This window comes from Streptomyces sp. NBC_01445, from assembly GCF_035918235.1.
Lineage (GTDB): Bacteria > Actinomycetota > Actinomycetes > Streptomycetales > Streptomycetaceae > Streptomyces.
Window position 1 is genome coordinate 7,624,788 of record NZ_CP109485.1, and the last position, 16,755, is coordinate 7,641,542.

Annotated in this window: 16 protein-coding genes; 8 read left to right on the top strand and 8 right to left on the bottom strand. The window is 69.9% G+C overall.

Features of this window, described 5'->3' with window-relative positions:
- Nucleotides 1–14: 14 nt before the first annotated feature.
- Together OG574_RS34705 and OG574_RS34710 are read right to left on the bottom strand one after the other, a co-directional pair.
- Nucleotides 15–1,562, bottom strand: coding sequence for a S8 family serine peptidase (locus tag OG574_RS34705; RefSeq protein ID WP_326776426.1), 1,548 nt, complete (start codon nt 1,560–1,562; stop codon nt 15–17).
- Between the two features lie 103 nt (nt 1,563–1,665).
- Entirely contained in the window at nt 1,666–3,207 is a 1,542-nt protein-coding gene (locus OG574_RS34710) for a S8 family peptidase (protein ID WP_326776427.1), read from the bottom strand.
- A gap of 335 nt (nt 3,208–3,542) precedes the next feature.
- On the opposite strand from OG574_RS34710, the gene OG574_RS34715 reads away from it, so the two are divergent.
- The 3 genes from OG574_RS34715 (at nt 3,543) to moaA (ending at nt 6,670) form a co-directional block, all read left to right on the top strand.
- Nucleotides 3,543–3,911 (top strand): DUF485 domain-containing protein, encoded by a 369-nt coding sequence (locus tag OG574_RS34715; RefSeq protein WP_326776428.1) that lies wholly within the window; start codon nt 3,543–3,545, stop codon nt 3,909–3,911.
- Complete coding sequence (locus OG574_RS34720; RefSeq protein ID WP_326776429.1) at nt 3,908–5,536, top strand: solute symporter family protein; 1,629 nt, start codon at nt 3,908–3,910, stop codon at nt 5,534–5,536. Before OG574_RS34715 ends, OG574_RS34720 begins: the two co-directional genes overlap by 4 nt.
- A 144-nt stretch (nt 5,537–5,680) precedes the next feature.
- Nucleotides 5,681–6,670 (top strand): GTP 3',8-cyclase MoaA, encoded by a 990-nt coding sequence (gene moaA / locus OG574_RS34725; RefSeq protein ID WP_100592514.1) that lies wholly within the window; start codon nt 5,681–5,683, stop codon nt 6,668–6,670.
- Nucleotides 6,671–6,680: 10 nt separating this feature from the next.
- Here moaA and OG574_RS34730 read toward each other — a convergent pair whose 3' ends face one another.
- Both OG574_RS34730 and OG574_RS34735 read right to left on the bottom strand, forming a co-directional pair.
- Nucleotides 6,681–6,902 carry a hypothetical protein gene (locus OG574_RS34730; RefSeq protein ID WP_326776430.1) on the bottom strand — a complete coding sequence of 74 codons (222 nt, stop codon included), beginning with the start codon at nt 6,900–6,902 and terminating at the stop codon, nt 6,681–6,683.
- 196 nt (nt 6,903–7,098) lie between these two features.
- Nucleotides 7,099–7,485: a DUF3099 domain-containing protein gene (locus OG574_RS34735; protein ID WP_326778727.1), complete on the bottom strand. Its 387-nt coding sequence runs from the start codon at nt 7,483–7,485 to the stop codon at nt 7,099–7,101.
- Nucleotides 7,486–7,700: 215 nt separating this feature from the next.
- Here OG574_RS34735 and OG574_RS34740 point away from each other — a divergent pair, with 215 nt between their 5' ends.
- Nucleotides 7,701–7,976, top strand: a complete 276-nt coding sequence (locus OG574_RS34740) for a GlsB/YeaQ/YmgE family stress response membrane protein (RefSeq protein ID WP_100592517.1) — start codon at nt 7,701–7,703, stop codon at nt 7,974–7,976.
- 70 nt (nt 7,977–8,046) lie between these two features.
- Here OG574_RS34740 and tyrS read toward each other — a convergent pair whose 3' ends face one another.
- From tyrS to OG574_RS34755, 3 genes are all read right to left on the bottom strand, one after another.
- Nucleotides 8,047–9,315 carry a tyrosine--tRNA ligase gene (gene tyrS / locus OG574_RS34745; protein ID WP_326776431.1) on the bottom strand — a complete coding sequence of 423 codons (1,269 nt, stop codon included), beginning with the start codon at nt 9,313–9,315 and terminating at the stop codon, nt 8,047–8,049.
- Nucleotides 9,316–9,397: 82 nt separating this feature from the next.
- Nucleotides 9,398–10,792: a metallopeptidase TldD-related protein gene (locus OG574_RS34750; RefSeq protein WP_326776432.1), complete on the bottom strand. Its 1,395-nt coding sequence runs from the start codon at nt 10,790–10,792 to the stop codon at nt 9,398–9,400.
- Nucleotides 10,789–12,312 (bottom strand): TldD/PmbA family protein, encoded by a 1,524-nt coding sequence (locus tag OG574_RS34755; protein ID WP_326776433.1) that lies wholly within the window; start codon nt 12,310–12,312, stop codon nt 10,789–10,791. Before OG574_RS34755 ends, OG574_RS34750 begins: the two co-directional genes overlap by 4 nt.
- Nucleotides 12,313–12,555: 243 nt before the next feature.
- Here OG574_RS34755 and fabG point away from each other — a divergent pair, with 243 nt between their 5' ends.
- The 3 genes from fabG (at nt 12,556) to OG574_RS34770 (ending at nt 14,585) form a co-directional block, all read left to right on the top strand.
- Nucleotides 12,556–13,272, top strand: a complete 717-nt coding sequence (fabG, locus tag OG574_RS34760; protein WP_116502852.1) for a 3-oxoacyl-[acyl-carrier-protein] reductase — start codon at nt 12,556–12,558, stop codon at nt 13,270–13,272.
- Nucleotides 13,273–13,277: 5 nt separating this feature from the next.
- A complete protein-coding gene (fabI, locus tag OG574_RS34765) occupies nt 13,278–14,054 on the top strand; it encodes an enoyl-ACP reductase FabI (protein WP_326776434.1) in 777 nt (258 codons plus the stop codon).
- A gap of 153 nt (nt 14,055–14,207) precedes the next feature.
- Nucleotides 14,208–14,585, top strand: a complete 378-nt coding sequence (locus OG574_RS34770) for a hypothetical protein (RefSeq protein ID WP_326776435.1) — start codon at nt 14,208–14,210, stop codon at nt 14,583–14,585.
- Nucleotides 14,586–14,612: 27 nt separating this feature from the next.
- Here OG574_RS34770 and OG574_RS34775 read toward each other — a convergent pair whose 3' ends face one another.
- Nucleotides 14,613–15,296: a FadR/GntR family transcriptional regulator gene (locus OG574_RS34775; protein WP_326776436.1), complete on the bottom strand. Its 684-nt coding sequence runs from the start codon at nt 15,294–15,296 to the stop codon at nt 14,613–14,615.
- Between the two features lie 117 nt (nt 15,297–15,413).
- Here OG574_RS34775 and OG574_RS34780 point away from each other — a divergent pair, with 117 nt between their 5' ends.
- Nucleotides 15,414–16,697: a CynX/NimT family MFS transporter gene (locus tag OG574_RS34780; protein ID WP_326776437.1), complete on the top strand. Its 1,284-nt coding sequence runs from the start codon at nt 15,414–15,416 to the stop codon at nt 16,695–16,697.
- The last annotated feature ends 58 nt before the right edge of the window (nt 16,698–16,755 follow it).

Genomic DNA, 16,755 nt, shown 5'->3' on the forward strand with positions numbered 1-16,755 from the left:
CTCTGCTTACGCGGTTACTTGGTCACCGCGTCCAGGGCGTCGGCGATGCCGTGCCCGTAGAAGCCGTTCTTGTTCTTGCCGCCCTCGCACACCGCGTCGACCTTGCCGTCGCCGTCGATGTCGTACGGGTCGGTGCACGGCGTGGCGTCGGCCTGCGCGTACAGGAGCGCCTTCACGGCAGCCGCGGACGCGTGCGGGTGCGTCGACTTGATCAGCGCGGCGACACCGGCGACGTGCGGGGACGCCATCGACGTACCGGCCATGTAGCCCCACTTGCCGCCGGGCAGCGGGCCGAGGATCAGGCCGCTCGTGGCGGGCGGCGCCGGCGTCTGGTACGCCGTCGAGTCGCCGCCCGGGGCCGCGATGTCGATGATGCCCCGGCCGTAGTTGGAGAACGACGACTTGAGGCCCTTGGCCCCGGTCGCCGCGGTCGTGACGACACCCGGCAGCTGCGTCGGGATGTCGAAGCACTTGGACGGGTCGACGACCCGGTCGCCCGGCGTCGTGTCGTTCGGGCTCGACGGGTCGGTGATCTCGTCGGACGCCAGGTCGTAGCGCTCGTTGCCCGCCGCCGCGACGTTCACGGCGCCCTTCTTCTCCGCGTACTGCGAGGCCCGCGCGACGGCCTTCACCAGGGCCTTCTGGTCCGGGTCGTCGGTGCAGTTGAAGTACCACGGGTCGGTGTAATAGCTGTTGTTGGTGACGTCCACGCCGTGCTCGGCCGCGAACACGAAGCCGCACACCACGGCCTCCGTGTAGAAGAATCCGTCCGGGTTGCCCACCTTGATGCCCGAGACCTTCACACCGGGCGCGACACCCGTGATGCCGAGGCCGTTCTTGGCGCCCGCGATCTCACCCGCGACATGCGTGCCGTGCGGGCTCTCCGAGGCGCTGGGACGCCACGAGCCGTCTGTCGTGTCCGGCTTGCCCGACACACAGTTCGCGGACGCGCCGCGGTCGAAGTTCGGCGCGATGTCCGGGTGGGTGTCGTCGACGCCGGTGTCGATCACGGCGACGGTGACCTTGCTGCTGCCGAGCGACTTCTCGTGCGCCTTGTCCGCCTTGATGGCGGGCAGGTCCCACTGCAACGGCTCCAGCGGGTCCTGTCCGGCGGCTGCCTGGCCGGCCGTGGCGGCCAGCTGGGCGGCGGTCAGCGCCTTCGGGGTGCCGAGGTCGGCCGTGGACTGGGCGGGCAGCGGAGCGGTGCGCGTGGCACCCGCCGAGTCGACCCCGCGGGCCTTGCGGATCGTCTTCGCGAAGTCCGGGTTCGAGGAGTGCGCGACGATGACACCGATCTTGTCGTACGCGACGACGACGGTGCCGCCGGCCTTGGTGATCTCCTTCTGGACGGCGCCCGAAGCGCCGTGTCCCGAGCGCACGTTGACGACATAGCTGAGCGACGGGCCGTCCGTGGCGACCGGCGTCTGAGGGGCCTGCGGGGCCTGTCCTGCGGCCGACGCGGTGACGTTCGGCAGGAACGCGAGAGCCGTGGCCATGGCCATCCCGGCCGGGACGGCTATCGAACGGCGGATGGAGCGGGAGCGCGCGAGGGGCGCCGTCATGATGTCTCCTGGGGTCGTTGCGTTCGGGATGCGTGGAGCGGCAGGCAGCCGTAGCCACCCCAAGTGCCTCTGATGCAGGGCTGCTTGACGGTTCGCGTCCCCGTCACTTCTTGACGGCGTCGAGCGCGTCGACGATGCCGAAGCCGTAGAAGCCGTTGACGCGCTTCCCGCCCTCGCAGGTGGCGTCGACGACACCGTCGCCGTCCCCGTCGTACGGGTCCGACGGGCAGCCCGGGTTGTCGGCCTCGGCCTTGAGGAGCGCCTGGAGCTGGGCCGGAGTGGCCCTCGGGTGGGCCGACTTGAGCAGCGCGGCGACACCGGCGGCGTGCGGCGACGCCATCGACGTGCCCTGGAGGAAGCCGTACTGGCCGCCCGGCATCGTCGAGAGGATGCGGCCGTTCTTCGACGGGGTGTCCGGGAACTGGAACTTGTCGCCGCCCGGCGCCGCGATGTCGATGACACCCTTGCCGTAGCTGGAGTAGTACGACTTGGCGCCCGTCGGGCCCGAAGCGCTGACGGTGACGACGCCCGGCAGCTGCGTCGGGATGTCGAAGCACTTGTGCGGGTCGATCGTGCGGTGGACCGGCGTCGAGTCGTCGGGGCTGGAGTCGTCGACGAGCGCGTCCGAGTCCAGGTCGTCGTTGGAGTTACCGGCCGACGCCAGGTTGAGCGTGCCCTTCTTCTGGGCGTACAGCTGGGCCCGGTTGACCGCGTCGACGATGGCCTTCTGGTCCGGGTCGTCCATGCAGTTGTAGAGCCAGGGGTCCACGTAATAGCTGTTGTTGGTGACCTCGACGCCGTGGTCGGCGGCGAACACGAAGGCGCAGACCACGTTCTCCGGGTAGAACAGGCCGTCGTTGGGGTCGCTGACCTTGATGCCCGCGACCTTCACACCGGGAGCGACCCCGGCGACGCCTATGCCGTTGCGGGCCGCGGCTATCTCACCGGCGACGTGCGTGCCGTGGTAGTCCTCGGCCGGGTCGTAGGGGCGCCAGGCGCCGGGCGAGGTGTCCGCCTTGCCGCCGACACAGTTCGCGGACTGCGACGCGGAGAAGTTGGGGGCGAGGTCCGGGTGGGTGTCGTCCACGCCGGTGTCGATGACACCGACCGTGACGTTGCGGCTGCCCGGATTGATCCTCGCGGCCTGGTCGGCGCCGATCGCCCGCAGGTCCCACTGGTCGGCCTCGAGCGGCTCGGTGCCCGAAGTGGCCTGGGTAGCAAGGGACTTGGCCTGTGCCTTCGACAGGACCTGGGCGCCGCCCTCGTCCGTGGTGCCGGCGGCGACCAGCGGTGACGTACGCGTGGCGCCTGCCGACTGCACGCCCTTGACGGCGCGGATCCGCTTGCCGAAGTCCGGGGTGGACGCGTGGACGACGATCACGCCGATCCGGTCGTACGAGGCGACGACGGTCCCGCCGGCCTCGGTGATCGCCCTCTTCACGGACGCGAGGGTGCGGTGGTCCGTCCTGGTGTTCACGACGTACGCGAGTGCCCCGGCGTCGGCGGTGGCCGAACCGGCCGTGGCGGCGCGGGAGTCGGCGGGTGCGGCCGACGCGGCGCCGGGCAGGAAGCCGAGGGACGCGGTGAGCGCGAGGCCGAGCGGCAGGGTGAGCGCCAGCCGGCGTCTGGAGCGCAGATGAGCCATGGGATCTCCACATCATCCGTCGTATATGGAAAAGCCCGAACACAGTTGGTGCCCGGGCAGGTACATGACGCGTGGTGCTCGGGTGAACGTATCCCGGGTCCTCGCAGGCCAGCAATGAAATCCCAAAGAAAACGCATGACTGGGCAACGCAGTTGAACCGGTGCGCACGGTCCCCCGTGACGTTGAGCAGGGGGCATGCGCACGATCCCCGCCCCCTGTCGGATCACGCCGGGTGGCCCTACCATCGCCTCCCGGCCCAGGTGATCCAGATCACTGTGAGGTCTGAGAACCACATGTCCGTTTCACCCGCCGCACCCGCACCGCGAGGAGACTCCGTGGCCACCGATGCACCGCCACCGCAGAAAAGCGGCTCCCGCAACCAACCCGCACCGCCCTCCACGGAGGAGTTCATCGCGGAGCAGGAGAGCGCGGAGTTCGCCGAACTGCGCCACGCGCACCGCTCGTTCGCCTTTCCCCTGACCGTCGCCTTCATCGCCTGGTACCTGCTGTACGTACTGCTGTCGAACTACGCGGGCGACTTCATGGGCACCAAGCTCTTCGGCAACATCAATGTCGCGCTGGTCCTCGGCCTCGCTCAGTTCCTGACCACGTTCCTCATCGCCTGGTGGTACTCCCGCCACGCCGCCACCAAGCTCGACCCCAAGGCCGAGGCGATCAAGTCCCGGATGGAGGGCGGCGCATGAGCTCCGCAGTCACGCAGGTAATCGCCGCGGGTGAGGCGAGCGAGCACCGGCCGCTGATCATCTCCCTGTTCGCGGTGTTCGTCCTCGCCACCCTGGTGATCACCGTCTGGGCGGGCCGCCAGACGAGGAGCGCCTCCGACTTCTACGCGGGCGGGCGCCAGTTCACCGGCTTCCAGAACGGACTCGCGGTCTCCGGCGACTACATGTCCGCGGCCTCGTTCCTCGGCATCGCCGGAGCCATCGCGCTCTTCGGCTACGACGGATTCCTCTACTCCATCGGCTTCCTCGTCGCCTGGCTCGTCGCCCTGCTCCTGGTCGCCGAGCCGCTGCGCAACTCCGGCCGCTACACGATGGGCGACGTCCTCGCGTACCGGATGCGCCAGCGCCCGGTCCGCACCGCCGCCGGCACCTCCACGATCGTCGTCTCGATCTTCTACCTGCTCGCGCAGATGGCGGGCGCGGGCGTCCTCGTCTCGCTGCTCCTCGGCATCACGTCCGACGCGGGCAAGGTCGGCATCGTCGCTCTCGTCGGCGTCCTGATGATCGTGTACGTCACCATCGGCGGCATGAAGGGCACCACCTGGGTCCAGATGGTCAAGGCGGTGCTCCTGATAGCGGGCACGATACTGCTCACCTTCCTGGTCCTCCTGAAGTTCAACTTCAACGTCTCCGACCTGCTCGGCAAGGCGGCCACCAACAGCGGAAAGAGCGCCGCGTTCCTGGAGCCCGGACTCAAGTACGGCGCCACGTCGACGTCGAAGATCGACTTCATCTCGCTCGGCATCGCGCTCGTCCTCGGCACCGCCGGACTGCCGCACATCCTGATCCGCTTCTACACGGTCCCCACCGCCAAGGCCGCCCGTAAGTCCGTGAACTGGGCGATCGGCATCATCGGCGCGTTCTACCTGATGACGATCGCGCTCGGCTTCGGCGCCGCTGCCCTCATCAAGCCGGACGAGATCATCGCGTCCAACCCGGCGGGCAACACCGCGGCGCCGCTGCTCGCGCTGCACCTCGGCGGGGTCGACTCGTCGTGGGGCGCGATCCTCCTCGCGACCATCTCGGCGGTCGCCTTCGCCACGATCCTCGCGGTCGTCGCGGGCCTGACCCTCGCCTCGTCCTCCTCGTTCGCGCACGACATCTACGCGAACGTCATCAAGAAGGGCAAGGCCTCCGAGAAGCAGGAGATGAAGGCGGCCCGCTGGGCGACCGTCTTCATCGGCATCGTCTCCATCGGGCTCGGCGCACTCGCCCGCGACCTGAACGTGGCCGGCCTGGTCGCCCTCGCCTTCGCGGTCGCCGCCTCCGCCAACCTGCCGACGATCCTCTACAGCCTCTTCTGGAAGCGGTTCACCACGCAGGGCGCGCTCTGGTCGATCTACGGAGGCCTCTTCACGGCGGTCTTCCTGGTGCTGTTCTCGCCGGTCGTCTCCGGCAACCCGAAGACGTCCATGTTCAAGGGCGTCGACTTCCACTGGTTCCCGCTGGAGAACCCGGGCATCATCTCGATCCCGGTCGGCTTCATGCTCGGCTGGCTCGGCACCGTCCTGTCCAAGGAGAAGGCGGACGCCGGCAAATACGCGGAGCTCGAAGTCCGCTCCCTCACCGGTACGGGAGCCCACTGACCTCGGGATTCGGACGGCCGCGTCGCAGATCCTCGTATGGATCTACGATGCGGCCGTCCCGCTCCCGTGGGATCGGGAGCCCGCTGATGTCAGGCCCATCACGTAGGCTCGCACTATCAGATCCGCATCGGAGAGGGGGCCCACGTGCTGATCGACACTTATGGCCGAGTGGCCACCGACCTCCGCGTCTCGCTGACCGACCGGTGCAATCTCCGGTGTACGTACTGCATGCCCGAAGAGGGCCTTCAGTGGCTGGCCAAGCCCGACCTGCTCACGGACGACGAGATCGTCCGGCTCATCCGGATCGCCGTCACCCAGCTCGGCATCACGGAGGTCAGGTTCACCGGCGGCGAGCCCCTGCTGCGCCCCGGCCTCGTCGGCATCGTGGAGCAGGTGGCCCAGCTGGAGCCCCGCCCCCAGATGTCCCTGACGACGAACGGGATCGGACTCAAGCGCACCGCCGCCGCCCTCAAGCAGGCCGGCCTCGACCGGGTCAACGTCTCGCTGGACACCCTGCGCCCCGACGTCTTCAAGACGCTCACCCGGCGTGACCGCCACAAGGACGTCATCGCCGGCCTCGAAGCCGCAAGCGAAGCCGGACTCACCCCCGTCAAGGTCAACTCCGTACTGATGCCGGGGCTGAACGACGACGAGGCACCCGACCTCCTCGCCTGGGCCGTCGAGCACGACTACGAGCTGCGCTTCATCGAGCAGATGCCGCTGGACGCCCAGCACGGCTGGAAGCGCGACGGCATGATCACCGCCGGTGACATCCTCGCGTCCCTGCGCACGCGCTTCGACCTCACGGCCGAGGGCTCCGACGAGCGAGGTTCCGCCCCTGCAGAGCGCTGGCTCGTGGACGGCGGACCGCAGCGTGTCGGCGTCATCGCCTCCGTCACCCGCCCGTTCTGCTCGGCCTGTGACCGCACCCGGCTCACCGCCGACGGACAGGTGCGCACCTGCCTGTTCGCCAGTGAGGAGACGGACCTGCGCGCGGCCCTGCGCTCGGACAGCGGGGACGAGGAGATCGCCCGCATATGGAAGCTCGCCATGTGGGGCAAGAAGGCCGGCTCGGGCCTGGACGACCCGAAGTTCCTCCAGCCCGAGCGCCCGATGTCCGCGATCGGCGGCTGACCCGGGGCGCTCAGCCCTCGCGGTCCCCGGACTCCCAGTCCTTCAGCGCGACGACGTCCTTCAGGAAGCCGCGCACACCGAGGAACTGGGAGAGGTGCTCGCGGTGTTCGTCGCACGCGAGCCACGTCTTGCGCCGCTCCGGCGTGTGCAGCTTCGGGTTGTTCCAGGCGAGCACCCAGACCGCGTCGATACGGCAGCCCTTGGCGGAACAGATCGGGTTTTCGTCACTCACAGGTACCGCCCCAAACACTTACGCGCCCAAACAAAGGCGACGCCGAGCAGCCACGGGGGGAGCTGCCCGGCGTCGGTCCGTCGCTCCGACGGGGGATGCGGAGCGCGTACGAAGTATGTCATGGGGGACCGGCCGCCCGGCACCGGAACTACATGATTGATCTGAGCTTTTCTTGAGCTTTGCGGATCGCCGGTGGTCAGCCGCGGTCACCCAAGTGCTCGCGCCGCTCCTCGTCGTGCGCACCGGTGTTGTCCTTCGGAACGGATTCCGCGGGGGCGGTGGCGGCGGGCGGTGCGAGCATCGGCCGCATCGGCGCGGTGACGAACGTCGACGGCAGTGAAGGGACGTTCTCCCGGCCCGCGTTGGCGATGACCACGGCGACGTAGGGGAGCAGCAGACCGAGCACCAGGGCCACGATCGCGACCGGGCGTTCCACGTTCCACAGGGCCGCGCCGAGGATCACGGCGAGAGTGCGGACCGACATCGAGATGACATAGCGGCGCTGCCTGCCGCGGACGTCGTCGGCGAGGCCCTGCCTCGCCCCGGTGATCCGGAAGACCTCACTGCTGCTCTGCTTCCGCATCACATTCCACCGCCTGCCTGCCATGCCGGACTCTCCCCGGTCCGGACTGCCTCCACGGTACGCCCGGCTTCCTCCGTGTTCGAGACCGGGGCGGGCCCGTCCTGCGCGTACTTGCTGCGCCGTACCGCGTATGGATGCGCCCGACATGCGCCGTATGGCGGACAAGCCGAGACTGGGCGCAGATGCGCACAGAGCGCCACAGAGGAGGCGACGACATGAGCTGGTTGTGGGCGATCATCGTGGGTCTGGTGCTCGGACTGATCGCGAAGGCGATCCTTCCGGGCAAGCAGCAGATCCCTCTGTGGCTGACGGTGGTCTTCGGGATCATCGGCAGCGTCTTGGGCAACTCGGTCGCCACCTGGATCGGCGTCAACGACACCAAGGGAATCGACTGGACCCGGCACCTGCTCCAACTGGCCGGAGCCGTGGTCATCGTGTGGCTGGGAGACATGGCCTGGGTGGCCATGCGAGGCAACAAACAGCGAGCCTGACACAGCCGGAAGGGCGGCCCCGCACCAGGTGCGGGGCCGCCCTTCCGGCTGTGATTTCAGTCCTGCGCGCTCAGGTGCCGACGACCTCGATCGCCGCCAGGTTCTTCTTGCCGCGGCGCAGCACGAGCCAGCGCCCGTGCAGCAGCTCGTCCGCGGTCGGCACCGCGTCCTCGGCGGCGACCTTCACGTTGTTCACGTACGCGCCGCCCTCCTTCACCGTGCGCCGGGCGGCCGACTTGCTCGCCACGAGGCCGACCTCGGCGAGCAGGTCCACGACCGGGCCGAGCGTGTCGACCTTCGCGTGCGGCAGCTCGGAGAGCGCGGCCGCGAGGGTCGCCTCGTCCAGCTCACCCAGGTCGCCCTGCCCGAACAGCGCCTTGGACGCGGCGATGACGGCGGCGCACTGGTCGGCGCCGTGCACCAGCGTCGTCAGCTCCTCGGCGAGGGCCCGCTGAGCGGCGCGCGCCTGCGGCCGCTCCTCGGTGACCTTCTCCAGCTCCTCCAGCTCCTCGCGGGACTTGAAGGACAGGATCCGCATGTACGTCGAGATGTCCCGGTCGTCCACGTTCAGCCAGAACTGGTAGAACGCGTACGGCGTCGTCATCTCCGGGTCCAGCCAGACGGCGCCGCTCTCGGACTTGCCGAACTTGGTGCCGTCCGCCTTCACCATCAGAGGCGTCGCCAGCGCGTGCACCACGGCGTCCGGCTCCATGCGGTGGATCAGGTCGATGCCCGCGGTGAGGTTGCCCCACTGGTCGCTGCCGCCCTGCTGGAGCGTGCAGCCGTAACGCCGGTACAGCTCCAGGAAGTCCATGCCCTGCAGGAGCTGGTAGCTGAACTCCGTGTAGCTGATGCCCTCCTGGGACTCCAGGCGGCGGGCCACGGAGTCCTTGGTGAGCATCTTGTTGACGCGGAAGTGCTTGCCGATGTCACGCAGGAACTCGATCGCGGACAGGCCCGCGGTCCAGTCCAGGTTGTTCACCATCGTCGCGGCGTTCTCGCCCTCGAAGGACAGGAACGGCTCGATCTGGGAGCGCAGCCGGGACACCCAGTTCGCGACGGTCTCCGGGTCGTTCAGCGTCCGCTCGGCGGTCGGCCGGGGGTCACCGATCTGGCCGGTGGCCCCGCCCACGAGCGCCAGCGGACGGTGACCCGCCTGCTGGAGCCTGCGGACGGTGAGCACCTGGACCAGGTGGCCGACGTGCAGGGAGGCCGCGGTCGGGTCGAAGCCGCAATAGAACGTGACGGGACCGTCCGCGAGCGCCTTGCGCAGTGCATCTTCGTCGGTGGACAGGGAGAAGAGTCCCCGCCACTTCAGCTCGTCGACGATGTCCGTCACGGTCGTGTGTCTCCTTGAACAGTGCTGATGGGTCAAACAGTGCTGGTGAGTACTCGCCAGTGTATGGGCGAGTCTATGGGGGTCAGACGCCCTGGCTGACCGAGCTCATGTTGAAGTCCGGCACCCGCAGGGCCGGCATGGCCGCCCTGGTGAACCAGTCGCCCCACTCCCTGGGCAGCGTTTTTTCCGTCCGCCCGGCCTCCACCGCGCGCCCCAGCAGGTCGACGGGCGACTCGTTGAACCGGAAGTTGTTCACCTCGCCCACCACCTCGCCGTCCTCCACGAGGTACACCCCGTCCCGGGTCAGACCGGTCAGGAGAAGTGTCGCCGGATCGACCTCGCGGATGTACCAGAGGCAGGTCAGGAGCAGCCCGCGCCCGGTGGCCGCGACCATCTCGTCCAGGGAGCGGTCCTCGCCCCCGTCCAGGATCAGGTTGTCGATCGCCGGCGCCACCGGGAGGCCGGTGAGGCCCGCGCTGTGCCGGGTCGTCGTCAGATGGGCCAGCTCGCCCTCGCGCACCCAGTCCGTCGCCGTCAGCGGAAGACCGTTGTCGAAGACGGAGGCGCTGTCGCCCGAGGCATGGGCGAGGACGAACGGCGCCGACTCCAGGCCCGGCTCGTTCGGGTCGCTGCGCAGCGTCAGCGGCAGCTCCGTCAGCCGCTCGCCGACGCGCGTGCCGCCGCCGGGCTTGCTGAAGACGGTCCGGCCCTCGGCGGCGTCCCGGGCCGCGGCCGACCACAGTTGGTAGATCAGCAGATCGGCGACCGCGGTCGGCGGCAGCAGCGTCTCGTAGCGGCCGGCGGGCAGCTCGATGCGGCGGCGCGCCCAGTCGAGGCGCTGCGCCAGCTCGGCGTCCAGCGCGCCCGGGTCGACGTCCTTGAAGTCGCGCGTCGAGCGTCCGGCCCACGCGGAACGCGTCCGGTCCGGCGACTTCGCGTTCATCTCCAGCGTCCCGTTCGGCTGGTCGTGCCGCAGGCGCAGGCCCGTCGACGTACCGAGATAGCTGGATACGAGCTCGTGGTTGGCGAAGCCGTACAACTCGCGGCCGCCGGCCCGGGCGCGGGCGAACGACTCGCCGAGGGCGGGCGCGAAGTCCGCGAAGACGGCCGACGAGGTTTCGGCGGGCGCGTCCGTGAAGTCGCCGGAGTGCGGCACTCCGGACACCAGCGGCCCGGCGTCCTCCGCGGGCGCCGCGTCCCGAGCCGCGGCCTCGGCGGCCCGCACCAGGGGTTCGAGGTCGGCCGCGGTCACTCCCGACCGCGAGACGACTCCCGAGGCCGTGCCCTCCTTGCCGTCGACCGTCGCGATGACGGTGAGGGTGCGCCCGCGCGTCACACCGTTCGTCGTGAGCGCGTTGCCCGCCCAGCGCAGATTCGCGGTGGACGTCTCGTCGGCGATGACCACGCAGCCGTCCGCCGAGGACAGCGCGAGGGCACGCTCGACGATCTCGTGCGGCTTGTTCGTCCGAGGGCTCATCGACCGGCCTCCTGCGTGGTGTTCAGAATGTTCACGCCCTTGAACAGGGCGGACGGGCAGCCGTGCGACACCGCCGCGACCTGCCCCGGCTGGGCCTTTCCGCAGTTGAACGCACCGCCCAGCACGTACGTCTGCGGGCCGCCGACCGCCGCCATCGAACCCCAGAAGTCGGTGGTCGTGGCCTGGTAGGCGACATCGCGCAGCTGTCCGGCGAGCCGTCCGTTCTCGATGCGGTAGAACCGCTGCCCCGTGAACTGGAAGTTGTAGCGCTGCATGTCGATCGACCAGGACCGGTCGCCGACGACGTAGATCCCGCGGTCGACGCCCCCGATCAGGTCCTCGGTCGACAGGCCGCCCGGGTCCGGCTGCAGCGACACGTTCGCCATGCGCTGGACGGGCACATGGCCGGGGGAGTCCGCGTAGGCGCACCCGTTCGACCGGTCGAAGCCCGTCAGCTTCGCGATACGGCGGTCCAGCTGATAGCCGACGAGCGTCCCGTCCCTGACCAGGTCCCAGGACTGCCCGGCCACGCCCTCGTCGTCGTACCCGATGGTCGCGAGGCCGTGCTCGGCGGTGCGGTCACCCGTCACGTTCATGATCTCGGAGCCGTACTTGAGCTTCCCGAGCTGGTCGAACGTGGCGAAGGAAGTGCCCGCGTACGCCGCCTCGTAGCCGAGCGCACGGTCCAGCTCGGTCGCGTGGCCGATCGACTCGTGGATGGTCAGCCACAGGTTGGACGGGTCGACCACGAGGTCGTACAGGCCGGCCTCGACGCTGGGCGCCCGCATCTTCTCGGCGAGCAGCTCCGGGATCTCGGCCAGCTCGCGGTCCCAGTCCCAGCCGGTCCCGGTGAGGTACTCCCAGCCGCGGCCCACCGGCGGCGCAAGGGTCCGCATCGAGTCGAACTCGCCGCTCGTCCCGTCCACGGCGACGGCCGTCAGCTGCGGATGCAGCCGGACGCGCTGCTGCGTCGTCACCGTCCCCGCCGTGTCGGCGTAGAACTTGTTCTCGTGCACGGTGAGGAGTGAGGCGTCCACATGGTCGACGCCGTCCGCCCCGAGCAGCCGCGCACTCCAGTCGGCGAGCAGCCCCGCCTTCTCCTCGTCCGGCACGCGGAACGGATCGATCTCGTACGAGGACACCCACGTCCGGTCCTCGTGCACCGGCTCGGCGGCCAGCTCCACTCTCTCGTCCGAACCCGCGGCCTTGATCACCTGAGCAGACAGCTTCGCCATCGCGACGGCCTGCGACGCCACCTTCGCGGCCGCGTCCATCGTCAGATCCACGCCCGATGCGAAGCCCCATGTGCCGCCGTGCACGACGCGCACCGCGTACCCCAGGTCCGTGGTGTCCGACGAGCCCGCGGGCCGCGCGTCCCGCAGCCGCCGTTCCGCGCTGCGCACCCGCTCCAGGCGGAAGTCCGCGTGGTCGGCGCCGAGAGCCCGCGCGCGGGCCAGCGCGGCATCGGCGAGGGCCCGCAGCGGCAGCGCCGTGAAGGCTTCATCGATCGAATGGGGCACGGATGTTCTCCCTGCTGTCGGAGACGCTGTCGTCAGCGCTGTCAGGAGCCTCGGGCACCGGCCGCTCCCGGGTGCGGGCACGAGCCAGCCCCGATCATGTCGCGTCGGCGGCCCCGCGGCCACACCTTTCTGTAGGGACCCGACAGCGACTCTCCTGCGCCACTGTCGGTGGTCGATTCTCCGTATCCAGGGCGGTACCGATAGGTTTTCGAGGTACCAGACCGCTATGGAAAGGGTGATCCGTTGAGCCGCTCGGTTCTCGTCACCGGAGGAAACCGGGGCATCGGCCTCGCCATCGCCCGTGCATTCGCCGACGCCGGCGACAAGGTCGCGATCACATACCGCTCGGGCGACGCGGCCGAGCTGGAGAAGGCCGGCTTCCTCGCCGTCAAGTGCGACATCACCGACAGTGAGCAGGTGGAGCAGGCCTACAAGGAGATCGAGGAGAAGCACGGTCCCGTCGAGGTCCTCGTGGCCAACGCCGGCGTCACCAAGGACCAGCTCCTCATGCGCATGTCCGAGGACGACTTCACGTCGGTCCTCGACACCAACCTCACCGGCACCTTCCGCGTCGTGAAGCGTGCCAACCGCGGCATGCTGCGAGCCAAGAAGGGCCGCGTCGTGCTGATCTCCTCCGTGGTCGGCCTCCTCGGCTCCGCGGGACAGGCGAACTACGCCGCGTCGAAGGCGGGTCTGGTCGGTTTCGCGCGCTCCCTCGCCCGTGAGCTCGGGTCGCGCAACCTCACTTTCAACGTCGTCGCGCCCGGTTTCGTCGACACCGACATGACCAAGGCGCTCACCGACGAGCAGCGCGAGGGCATCGTGAAGCAGGTGCCGCTGGGCCGTTACGCGCAGCCGGAGGAGATCGCCGCGACGGTGCGGTTCCTCGCCTCGGACGACGCCTCGTACATCACTGGAGCCGTCATTCCCGTTGACGGCGGACTGGGAATGGGTCACTGAACACCATGGCTGGAATCCTCGAGGGCAAGAAGATCCTCATCACCGGTGTGCTGATGGAGTCCTCCATCGCCTTCCACACCGCGAAGCTGGCCCAGGAGCAGGGCGCGGAGATCATCCTCACCGCGTGGCCGCGGCCGACGCTCACCGAGCGCATCGCCAAGAAGCTGCCCCAGCCCGACAAGGTCAAGGTCCTGGAGCTCGACGTCTCGAACGACGAGCACCTCGCGCGCCTGGAGGGCCAGGTCCGTGAGCACCTCGGCGACCGGCTCGACGGCGTCGTGCACTCCATCGGTTTCGCGCCGCAGGACGCGCTCGGCGGCAACTTCCTGAACACGCCGTTCGAGTCCGTGGCCACCGCCATGCACGTCTCCGCCTTCTCCCTGAAGTCGCTGACCACCGCGCTGCTGCCGCTGATGACCGAGGGCGGTTCCGTCGTCGGCCTCACCTTCGACGCGCAGTTCGCCTGGCCGCAGTACGACTGGATGGGCCCGGCCAAGGCCGCGCTGGAGGCCACCAGCCGCTACATGGCGCGTGACCTGGGCAAGCAGGACATCCGCTGCAACCTGATCTCGGCGGGCCCGCTCGGCTCCATGGCCGCCAAGTCCATCCCGGGCTTCAGCGACCTGGCCGCCGTCTGGGACAGCCGCTCCCCGCTGGAGTGGGACCTCAAGGACCCGGAGCCGGCCGGCAAGGGCATCGTCGCCCTCCTGAGCGACTGGTTCCCGAAGACCACCGGCGAGATCATCCACGTCGACGGCGGTCTGCACGCGATCGGCGCCTGATCACCCGTACGTGGCCGACGCCCCGTTCCCCGCAGCGCGCGGGGGGCGGGGCGTCACCCGTTCGGCCCACTGGCCGGGCGGGCGCGACGGGTGAGCGCGCAGGCTGAGAAGGCGTTCGTTCCCCCTCTCCCGTACGGCCGAGGAGGTCCCCTTGTGCGCCTTTCCCAGCGCGGTACCCCGGTACTCGCAGCCCTCGTACTCCTCTTCGCGGTGCCGTACGACGCCGCTTCCCACCCCGTCCGGACCGCGCCCCACGCGCGCGTGCCGGACAGCGGGGACGACCGCAGGACCGAACCCTTCGGAGCGGACTGCCGGGTGACTGTCGCCGGTTCGGACGTGACGGCGTACTGCCACAACCCGTATCCGGCGACCGACGCGGTCAGCCTCCACGTCGAGTGCGACCGCTGGTGGGACATAGACAGCGACGGCGGGCAGGTCCCGGCCGAGGCAGCCGAGACCGTGCGGCTCACCGGCCGGTGCTGGAAAGAGGTCCGCTCGGCCTGGATCAGCCACGCCAAGGTCGACAGCTGAGCGCTGGGCCCCGGCTCGGGTTTCTCCTCAGTGCCTGCCGGGCCGGCCCGGCAGGCACAGGAACGGATAGCGTGCCGCCTCCGCCGCGGCGGCCTCCGCGTCACCCACGCGGATCGCGTCGAGCAGACCCGCGTGGTCCATGTGGTTCTCGGGCCTCAGCTCATCGCCCACGTCCACGCGCAGGACGTCCCGCAGGACCTCGCCGAGGTCCGCGTACATCGCTGTCATGACGTCGTTGTGGGACGCGGCCACGACCGCCAGGTGGAAGGTCGCGTCGGCGGCCACGAACGCCTCCGCGTCGCCCGACGCCCACGTGTCCTCCCGGCGCACCATCAGCGCGTCGAGCTGCTTGAGATCGCGCTCCGTACGGCGTTGTGCGGCGAGGCTCGCGGCGCTGGACTCCAGGGTCGAACGCAGCTCTGCGATGTGCCGGGGGTCGGCGTCGGCGAACCTGCGCTGCATCACGCCCGCCAGCTCGCTGGTGGCGACGACGTAGGTGCCCGAGCCCTGCCGGATGTCGAGCAGGCCGTTGTGGGCGAGCGCGCGCACGGCCTCGCGCACCGTGTTGCGCGCGACGCCGAGCTGCTCGACCAGCTCGGGCTCGGTCGGGATGCGGGAGCCCACCGGCCACTCGCCCGACGAGATCTGGGCGCGCAGCCCGGCGATGACCTGTTCGGAGAGAGCCGAGCGCCTGGGGGAGGTCAGCGGCATGACGGTCCTTGGTTCGATGACTGGGGCGGGCGGGGAACGGGCGCGGGCGGTGCGTCGCGCCAAGTGTGACGCAAACCGATTGGACAGCCAATCATCCCATGATTCTAAGATGGGGTCATGGCCAGTGAGGAAACCCCGACGATGACGCAGACCCCGATACGTACTGAGAGCGCACCCGAAGCGAAAACAGCCCCCACGCGCGCGTGGGCCGTGCGCCTGATGATCGTGGGCATCGTCCTCGCGGCTCTGAACCTGCGCCCCGCCATCACCAGCCTCGGCGCCCTCCTCGAAGAGGTGCGCGACGGGCTCGGCATGAGCGGCAGCGTCGCCGGCCTCCTCACCTCCGTACCCCCGCTCTGTTTCGCGATCTTCGGAGTGATGGCGCCCCGGCTCGCCCGCCGCTTCGGTCCCGGCGCCGTGGTGTGCGCCGGCATGGCCGCGATCGCCGCCGGTCTGGTCATCCGCCCGTTCACCGGCAGCACCGTCGGCTTCCTCGTCGCCAGCGCCCTCGCCCTCATGGGCATCGCGGTCAGCAACGTCCTCATGCCGGTGATCGTCAAGCGCTGGTTCCCCGACCGCGTGGGCTCCATGACCGGCCTCTACTCGATGGCCCTCGCGCTCGGCACCTCCCTCGCGGCGGCCGTGACCGTGCCCATGACTGACGCGCTCGGCGGCAGCTGGAAGACCGGACTCGCCCTCTGGGCCGCGCTCGCCGTGGCCGCCGTCGTCCCGTGGGTCCCGCTCGCACGCGAACGGAGCACCGAGGGCGGCAACACCGCCGGCACTCCGCAGCGGGACGACGGCCTGCGCATCACCCGCAGCCGCACCGCCTGGGCGCTCGCCGTCTTCTTCGGCCTCCAGGCCACCGCGGCCTACATCACCATGGGCTGGATGGCGCAGATCTTCCGCGACGCCGGCGTCTCCGCGGGCACCGCGGGCGTGCTGCTCGCCGTCACCATGGCGATGGGCGTACCGCTCGCCTTCGTCATCCCGCGCCTCGCCACGCGCCTGCCCAGCCAGGGCCCCATCGTGATCGCCCTCGGCGTGTGCGGTCTCGCCGGTTACGCGGGCCTCTACTTCGCCCCGTCCGGCGGCGCCTGGGCGTGGGCCGTCCTCCTCGGCATCTCCAACTGCGCCTTCCCGCTCGCCCTGACGATGGTCGGCATGCGGGCGCGGACCGGGACGGGCGTCGCCAAGCTCTCCGCCTTCGCCCAGAGCACCGGCTATCTGATCTCGATCCCCGGCCCGCTGCTCGTCGGTGTGCTCTACCAGCACAGCGGCGGCTGGGGCGTCCCGATCGCGCTCATGGCGGCGCTGATGGTGCCGCAGATCGTGGTGGGCGTCATCGCGGGACGCAACCGTACGGTCGAGGACGAGGCCGCTCCGGCAGCGGCGGTCTGACATCGGCCCATGGCCCACCCCGGCTCCGCGAGCCGGGGCAAAGGGTGCGAGACTGACC

Excerpts from the sequence above, each read along its gene's own strand:
- fabI (WP_326776434.1), top strand. The coding sequence starts at position 13,278 with ATGGCTGGAATCCTCGAGGGCAAGAAGATCCTCATCACCGGTGTGCTG.
- OG574_RS34740 (WP_100592517.1), top strand. The coding sequence starts at position 7,701 with ATGAGCTGGTTGTGGGCGATCATCGTGGGTCTGGTGCTCGGACTGATC.
- OG574_RS34750 (WP_326776432.1), bottom strand. The coding sequence starts at position 10,792 with ATGAGCCCTCGGACGAACAAGCCGCACGAGATCGTCGAGCGTGCCCTC.
- OG574_RS34705 (WP_326776426.1), bottom strand. The coding sequence starts at position 1,562 with ATGACGGCGCCCCTCGCGCGCTCCCGCTCCATCCGCCGTTCGATAGCC.
- OG574_RS34720 (WP_326776429.1), top strand. The coding sequence starts at position 3,908 with ATGAGCTCCGCAGTCACGCAGGTAATCGCCGCGGGTGAGGCGAGCGAG.
- OG574_RS34780 (WP_326776437.1), top strand. The coding sequence starts at position 15,414 with ATGGCCAGTGAGGAAACCCCGACGATGACGCAGACCCCGATACGTACT.
- OG574_RS34710 (WP_326776427.1), bottom strand. The coding sequence starts at position 3,207 with ATGGCTCATCTGCGCTCCAGACGCCGGCTGGCGCTCACCCTGCCGCTC.
- OG574_RS34735 (WP_326778727.1), bottom strand. The coding sequence starts at position 7,485 with ATGCGGAAGCAGAGCAGCAGTGAGGTCTTCCGGATCACCGGGGCGAGG.
- OG574_RS34775 (WP_326776436.1), bottom strand. The coding sequence starts at position 15,296 with ATGCCGCTGACCTCCCCCAGGCGCTCGGCTCTCTCCGAACAGGTCATC.